Source organism: Desulfovibrio sp., assembly GCF_035644575.1.
Classification (GTDB): Bacteria; Desulfobacterota; Desulfovibrionia; order Desulfovibrionales; family Desulfovibrionaceae; genus Desulfovibrio.
This window is the reverse complement of the sequence record NZ_DASQOG010000222.1, coordinates 1-7,570: the sequence shown is the minus strand read 5'-3', so window position 1 is coordinate 7,570 and position 7,570 is coordinate 1. Positions and strand designations below refer to the sequence as shown.

The 7,570-nt window shown below is 59.1% G+C and carries 5 protein-coding genes; all 5 read left to right on the top strand.

Annotated features, from left to right (window positions below):
- Positions 1-19 precede the first annotated feature (19 nt).
- Entirely contained in the window at positions 20-1,207 is a 1,188-nt protein-coding gene (locus VEZ52_RS12555) for a glycosyltransferase family 2 protein (protein ID WP_324837120.1), read from the top strand.
- Positions 1,208-1,475: 268 nt separating this feature from the next.
- Complete coding sequence (locus VEZ52_RS12550) at positions 1,476-2,657, top strand: ABC transporter permease (RefSeq protein WP_324837119.1); 1,182 nt, start codon at positions 1,476-1,478, stop codon at positions 2,655-2,657.
- A gap of 61 nt (positions 2,658-2,718) precedes the next feature.
- On the top strand, positions 2,719-4,704 hold the full coding sequence (locus tag VEZ52_RS12545) for a glycosyltransferase (protein ID WP_324837118.1): 1,986 nt from the start codon (positions 2,719-2,721) through the stop codon (positions 4,702-4,704).
- A gap of 19 nt (positions 4,705-4,723) precedes the next feature.
- Entirely contained in the window at positions 4,724-6,181 is a 1,458-nt protein-coding gene (gene rfaE1, locus VEZ52_RS12540) for a D-glycero-beta-D-manno-heptose-7-phosphate kinase (protein ID WP_324837117.1), read from the top strand.
- Positions 6,182-6,208: 27 nt separating this feature from the next.
- A complete protein-coding gene (locus VEZ52_RS12535; RefSeq protein ID WP_324837116.1) occupies positions 6,209-7,210 on the top strand; it encodes a glucokinase in 1,002 nt (333 codons plus the stop codon).
- Positions 7,211-7,570: the final 360 nt, after the last annotated feature.

Genomic DNA, 7,570 nt, shown 5'->3' with positions numbered 1-7,570 from the left:
ATAACATGAAGGAGTGCCTATGTTCTGGATATGGTTTTTGCTGGCCACCTCCCAATGCGCTCTGTTGTATATTCTGGCCCGCAGGGGCGAAAGCATGCCCCGCCGTATTGAGGAAGAAGCCGAGGCCAACCGCGCCATACCTGAAGACAAATGGCCCTCGGTGGGCATGATAGTGCCCGTGGCCGGGCGTGATCCGCGTATGGAAGGCGCATTGCGCAGTCTTTTGACTCAGGATTACCCCCGGTTTGTTTCTGTGCTCGTTACTGCGGAAGAAAATGAACCCGCCGCCGAGCTTGTGGGCAGACTCAAACAGGAATTTCCCGCTCTGCGCCATGTGGTGGCAGGCACGGCCACGGGGTGCGGGCAAAAAAATCACAATAGCCTTCAGGGTATTGCCGCTTTGGGCGATGAAGTGGACGTCTATGTGTTCTGCGACAGCACTCACATGGCGGAACCTGATTTTCTGCGGCATCTGGCAGCGCCCATGGCCAGGGGCGAGGCTTCGTTCAGCACCGGTTACCATGTGGTGGAACCTCGCGACGACCAGCCCGTAACGCTGGCCTATACGCTGTGCGTCATGCTTATGCGCTACCTGCAAGCCATGTCTGCCTTTACCCAGTTGTGGGGCGGCGCTATGGCCATGACCCGCGCGGCCTACGTAAAATACGGCGTGGCGCAGTTGTGGCTTGAAAATGTGGTGGACGACTGCTCGCTCACGGCCCTGCTTCAGGTGCGCGGCGCCAAGGTGCGCCTCTGCCCCGGCGCTTTGCTGCACACCGATGCCGTTAATCACTCCACGCCCGTCTGGCGGGCCTGGATGGACAGGCAGGTGCTCTTTCTCAAGTTTTGCATGCCCGGGCAGTGGAAGCTGCTGGGCCTGATGTGTGTTATGATGGCCCTGCCCATGGTGTGCGCGGCCTTGGCCTTTCTGGGCTGGATTGTGAACGTGGGCAGCGGCGCCGGCGTGTTGCTTGGTCTGTTCTGGCTGGCGGCGATGGTGAGCGCGCTGCATCTGTGGCGTGGCCTGCTTGCCAAGCCCGTGCCGCTGTGGCGCTGGTGCATGGCCTTTGCGGACGCCGTGCGCATGTTCACCTCTGTTTACTGGCAGAGCATAAAGTCGTGGGATATTGTCTGGCACGGCACACGTTATGAAGTTGGCAAGGGCGGGGTAGTGCTGCGCTCTGAACGCAGCCAGGGAACAAAGTAGCAATTTGAAACCACTCCTGACGGAGGCGTGGTTTGACAGCGCCTTTCTCTTTTGCGCATGCGGTCCGTGACAGGGTATGAAAATAGAGGCTTTGACATACACCCTTGGTGGCGTGTACTATCTTTTGCCCTTTTGTCACGGGCTGCATGCAATATATCTGTATGCAGCCCGACAGCAGGATGCGGCAATGGCGTTGCGCATGTGCGCGGCATAAGCCACGGCTTTTTCTATCGTTTTTTGTCAGAGTAGTGATTGCGCCATGATTGCAATGTCAGACCTTATTCGCGTCAGCCTCAGACAGGTTGTGCGCCAGCGCGGCTTCGGGGTGATGCTTTCCATCGCCCTGGGCATCACGGCGTTTATCGTCCTGGCGGTACTTGGCCGCGAAATCCGGTACAAGGTGGGGCAGGATATGGTGCTCATGGGTGGCGTCAACGTCATCCAGGTATACATGGATGACGCCCAGTACCCCGGCCAGCCCGATCGCGAGTTTTACCCTGAAACTGTGGAGGCTCTCTCCCAGTTGCCCGGCGTCAGCTTGGTGAGCAGAAACCTGCGCGACAATAAAATTTTCCCCATACGCGGCACCGGCGAACGCACGCTGAATGTGGATTTTATAGGCATCGACCAGTATTTCGCCGAGGTTTATTCCATTGATCTGGTGGCCGGGCGGCTGCTCAATCAGGAAGATGTGGACACACACAGGCGTGTATGCCTGCTCGGCAGGGATGCGGCCAGAAATTTATTTGGCGGTTCGGAAGAAGCCGTCGGCAAGCTGCTCTTTCTAGAGCAGGATGTTTTTGAAGTGGTGGGCGTTGTCAGCGGCGTCATGCTCGGCAGCTGGAGCCAGGGCGGCTTTTTGCCCTATACCACCATGGCCGACCGCAACTGGGGCCGGGGCAAGGTGCGCAGGCTCTTTATACGCGCCATTGGCTGGGAAGACGTGCCGCCGCTTGTCAAAATCATTCCTCAGATAGTGCGCGAGCATCAGTCCGCCCCCTATATCGTGGTGCAGACGCAGGAAGATCAGCTCAAACGCATCAAGACCACCTTCATGTGGGTTGAGGCTCTGCTGTGGCTTGGTATTGCCGCATCGCTCATGTTGGGCGGTTTCGGCATCTGGTATGGCACATTTGCCGCAGTTCGGGCCAGAACGCGCGAAGTGGGCCTTAAAAAGGCCATGGGCGGCTCGGATATAGACATCCTGGCGCAGTTCCTGGCCGAGGCTCTGTGCAAATCGGTTGCTGGCGGCATATTTGGCATTGTCATTGGCTGCGCGCTGGTTGAGATCGGTTCCTTATCGCTTGGAACGGGCGTTTCGTATTCTTTGCTGTTCTTCAGCAGCTTGGGAAGCATCGTTTTTTCTGCCGTCATTGGCATAGCGGGCGGTCTGTTCCCTGCCATGCAGGCAAGCCGCATGGACGTGGTAACCGCTCTGCGATTCGAATAGTACACAATGCGCGGGTTGGCCCGCGTTCTTGCGGCTCTGCCGCACATGCACAAGGTGGATCATGGCACCCGTTATAGTCGCCAAAGATTTATACAAATGCTACGCCGGTTTTACACCGGTGCTGCGCGGCGTGAATTTTGAAGTTGTTCCCGGCGAGATGGTGGCCATCATGGGGCCTTCGGGCTGCGGCAAATCCACCATGTTGCACGTGCTGGGCATGCTGCACGCGCCCGATTCCGGCTCTTTGCAAATTCTTGGCAAGGATGTGCTGACGCTTGACCGTGAGCAGACTGCCAGTTTCCGCCGTGGCACCATGGGCTTTGTCATGCAGTCGAGCAACCTTTTTGACCACTCGACCGTGTTTGAAAATGTTGAATTTCCCCTGATATTTGAGAAGATTCCGCCGGAAGAACGCTGGGAGCGGGTTATCCGCGCCCTTGAACTTGTGCGCCTTTCTGCGCGTGTGCACTACCGCAGCAACCGCCTTTCGGGCGGCGAGCAGCAGCGCGTGGCCATTGCCCGCGCCATGGTGAACAATCCGCGCATCCTGCTGGCTGACGAACCCACGGGCGCGCTGGACGCTAAAACCAGCCGCCTTATCATGGATAATTTCCGTTCGCTTTGCCATACGGGCGGCGTTTCCATGGTCATGGTTACGCATGATCCCAAGATGGCCGAATTCTGCGACAGCATCTATACCCTTGAAGACGGCATTCTGCACTGCCGCCAGCGCAACCTGCCGCAAATGCCCGACACCATTTCGCACAATCTGCTCCAGGGGGTTGCCCCTGTGGTGCGCGGCGCCATGGTTGCCGAGAGCTTTCCCGAGGCCTCTGGTCAGTGCCTGATGGATGAGGCTCATCGCATGCACGCGGCGGGCCTGCTTACCCGTATTTACGCCATCCGCGATAACGGATTTCTGGGCAATCCCGAGGGCTACGCCCTGCCGCTGGCTGTGCGGCGCATTGGCGCGCTGCGTGTGCTTGCGGCCTGCCTGGGTATGCTCCGGCTCATGCGCGGTTCTTCCTCTCAGTTGTGGACGCTTTGGCGCAAACTGCCGGGGCGGGGCCGATGGGGCAGCCGCTGGTGGGATCACCTGCGCGCATTTTGCGCCGGGGCCATGCTGGCGCGTTGGGGCCAGGAAGAAAAGATCGAATTTTTCTACGCAGCAGGAGCCCACGGCCCGGCAACGGCCAGCTGGGTTGCCTCGCGCCTTCTGCATGTGCCGTATGCTTTCGCCGTGCGCGCTCAGGATATGACTGAGCCCGGCCTCAACTGGGCCGCCAAGGGTGCGGATGCAGAATTTGTGCGTTGCGATACAGAAGCCACGCGCGATGCCATGCTGCAATTGCTGCCCGAGCTGAAAGACAAACTGCTTGTGTTGCGCGATCCCCTTACGCTCACGCCGCCGGAGGATATGGAAGAGCAGATGCCCGTTCCCGCCGGGGGCGATGCCGCCAATGACGCGGATAAGGCTGCGGATTTCAACCTGCTGGCTGTGGGCACCATTGCGCGCCGCAAGGGATACGATCTGCTGCTTCGGGCATGCCGCCTGCTGGCCGACAGAAATGTGAATTTTTCGCTGACCTTTGTGGGCCAGGGGCCGGAAAAGCTGCGCTTGCGCTGGCTTGTCTGGCGGCTTGGACTTCGTGGTTCGGTGCAGTTTGCCGGGCAGATTCCCCATGAAAACATGGCGGATATGTACAACCGGGCGGATGTTTTTGTGGCTCCTGGCCGCAAGACCACCGGCGGGGAGGCCGACGGTGTGCCTTCGGCGCTGGTGGAAGCCCTGGCCTTTGGCCTTGCAGTTGTTGCCAGCGATCTGCCGGGCCATGCGGAAGCCATTACGGACGGCGGCAATGGACGCCTTGTGCCGCAAGACAATGTGGGCGCGCTGGCGGACGTTCTGGAAGCCCTTGCCTCCCGCCCCGAGGAACGCAAGCGCCTTGGCGAGGCCGCCCGCAAGTCGGTAGTTACCCTTGTGGATACAGACCGTACTGAAGCCCGCCTGACCGAGCTGATCAAAAAAGCCTGCGGCAAGGCCTGAACCACGCCGGGAGAGCGTCATGAATTTTGACGGAGTACGCATACTGGTTGTGGGCGATGTGATGCTTGACCATTACATTGCAGGCCAGGTCAAAAGGATTTCTCCCGAGGCCCCGGTGCCTGTGGTGTCTGCGGCAAAACGCTGGTCTGTGCCGGGCGGTGCTGCCAACGTGGCGCGCAACCTTGTGCGCCTTGGCGTTGATGTGGCAGTAGCTGGCGTAGTGGGGCAGGATGCCGCAGCCAGCGATCTGCGCGCGGCGCTCGCGGCTGAAGGGATTGCAGACGGGCTGGCCGTTTCGCCCAGCCGCCGCACCACCTGCAAGACGCGCGTTCTTGCGCAGGGGCAGCAATTGCTGCGCCTTGACGAGGAAGTAAGCGCCCCTCTTGGTGCCGATGAAGCCGAAGCTCTGAAAAATAAGATCCTTTCCCTGTTGCCTGGACGGCACGCGGTTATTCTCTCTGACTACGCCAAGGGCGTGCTGCTTGAATCGGCCAGCGGCTGCAATTTGTGCCAGATAATCATTGAAGAAGCCCGCCGCCTTGGCATCGCCGTGCTGGTTGATCCCAAAGGCAGCGACTGGCGGCGCTACGCCGGAGCGCACTGCGTTACCCCCAATGCCGGGGAGTTTGACGCAGCCTGCGGGCTGGACGCTGGCGTAACGCTCAGCAGACCCCGGCGCGAAACCCTTGCCGGGGAGCTGTGCTCCCGCTACGGCATTGAGCGTCTGCTCATAACGCGGGGGCCAAAGGGCATGGCCCTGTTCACTCCTGACGAAGCACCTGTTTACTGCCGCGCCGCCGTGCGCGAAGTGGCGGATGTTTCCGGCGCAGGCGATACCGCCATCGCCACTCTGGCAGCATGCGTGGGCAAAGGCTTGCCCTGGGCCGAAAGCATGCACCTTGCCAATGCGGCGGCAGGGGTCGCCGTAGGTAAAATGGGCACAGCACCCGTATCTATTGCAGAGCTGAACGAGGCGCTGCGTGAACAGGCCGACAATCCCAAGCTTTTCAGCGTTCAGAATCTTGTTGAAAAAATTGAAGAATGGCGCAGAAAAAACGAAACTGTGGTTTTTACCAACGGTTGTTTTGATCTGCTGCATCCTGGTCACATTTCCCTTATCCGGCAGAGCGCCGCTCAGGGCGACCACCTGATTGTGGGGCTCAACAGCGATGCCTCTGTGCGCCGCCTTAAGGGGCCGACCCGTCCCATCCAGAACGAAAACAGCCGCGCCTTGCTGCTGGCTGCTCTGTCAGATGTGGACGCTATTGTGCTTTTTGACGAAGATACCCCGTTTGAACTCGTCTCGGCCCTGCGGCCCGATGTGCTCGTGAAAGGCAGCGACTATACCATCGACAATGTGGTCGGGGCCGATGTGGTGCAGCAGGGGGGCGGCAGGGTCTATCTTGCCCGTCTGGTAGACGGTTGCAGCACTACGGGCATAGTGCGCAAAATTGATAACCAGCGGGATGTCACCTAGACCAGCAGCCGGAGTTTTCAGCCGTACATGCAACGCATTTTCGCAGCAGATATAGGTGGAACCAACGCAAGATTTGCCCTGTTCACAGAGTATGAGGGCAACCTCACGCTGATGGCTGCGGTGTGGGCAAAATCGGCTGATCTGGGTAATGCCCAGGATGTGCTGCAAGCCATGCAGCAGCTTTTGCAATCTCCATTTTCTGCGGGTGATTCGCTCGTCATTGCCCTTGCCGGGCCTGTGAAGGGCCTGCGCGGCAAACTCACAAACGGACAGTTGCGTGTAGACCTTGATGGCGTAGCGCAACAGTACAATCTGGCCTGCTGCCTGCTGCTCAACGATTTCAGCGCGCAGGCCTTTGCAACGCTGACGCCCTGCGGCGCAACGTCCGCAGTTGTGCGCCGCAGCACACGGTCCATTGACGAATCCAGAGAGACCCGGGCCGTGCTTGGCGCTGGCACTGGCCTTGGCGCTGCCATGCTGGTGCTCTCGGGCGGGCCTGATGCTGCCGGAAGCTGGCTGGCTGTGCCATCGGAAGCCGGACATACGGCCTTTGCATTTGTGGGGCCGGAAGAGCAGGCCTATCAGGCCTTTTTAGCGCGCGAGCTGGGACGCGATTATCCCACAGCGGAAAATGTGCTTTCCGGCGAGGGCCTCTCCGTGCTGCACTACTATCTTTCCGGCCAGTTTTTTTATCCCCCTGCCGTGGGCGCTGAGGCCTTGTCGCGCGAAACGCCCACGCTGTTGTGGTATGCCAGATTTTGGGGCCGTTTTTGTCGTCAGTGGATACTGACCACGCTCTGCCGTGGCGGATTGTGGATTGCTGGCGGCATCGCCGCCAAAAATCCCCTGTGCCTGACGCATCCGGCCTTTCTGCAAGAGCTTGGTCTGGTGCCCGATATCGGCGGCATTGCGGCCTCTGTTCCCATTTATCTCATCACCGATGGCAACAGCGGCCTGTGGGGTGCGGCGTGCGCGGCTGTGGAGCATTCATCCTGCCGAGTCCCTGTGCTGAAAGAAACGGCTAGGTAATCACACCCCTGCGGACCGATGCAATTTGGGCTTACGCCTTGACGCTTTTCTGAAAGTTATTTATTTACCCGCACTGCGATGGTATGTTTTTTATGCGCCCGCGGGAGCACGCGTTCTAGCTGAACTGGAGCCGCCGAAAGGCCTTTTTTTCTGCATGGGAACCATATTTCCGATAGCCATTGCGCACTGTTTTTCGCCAGGCAAAAGTCTTAGTCTTTTGGTTGAGTTTGGGCTTGACAGTAATCCGCGATAACAGTAATTTTTAGCAACACTGGAGGCTGGCATGGCTCAAACACAAACACGAATGACCCGGCAGCGGGCAGTTATTTTGGAAGAACTGCGCAAGCTCAAGAGCCATCC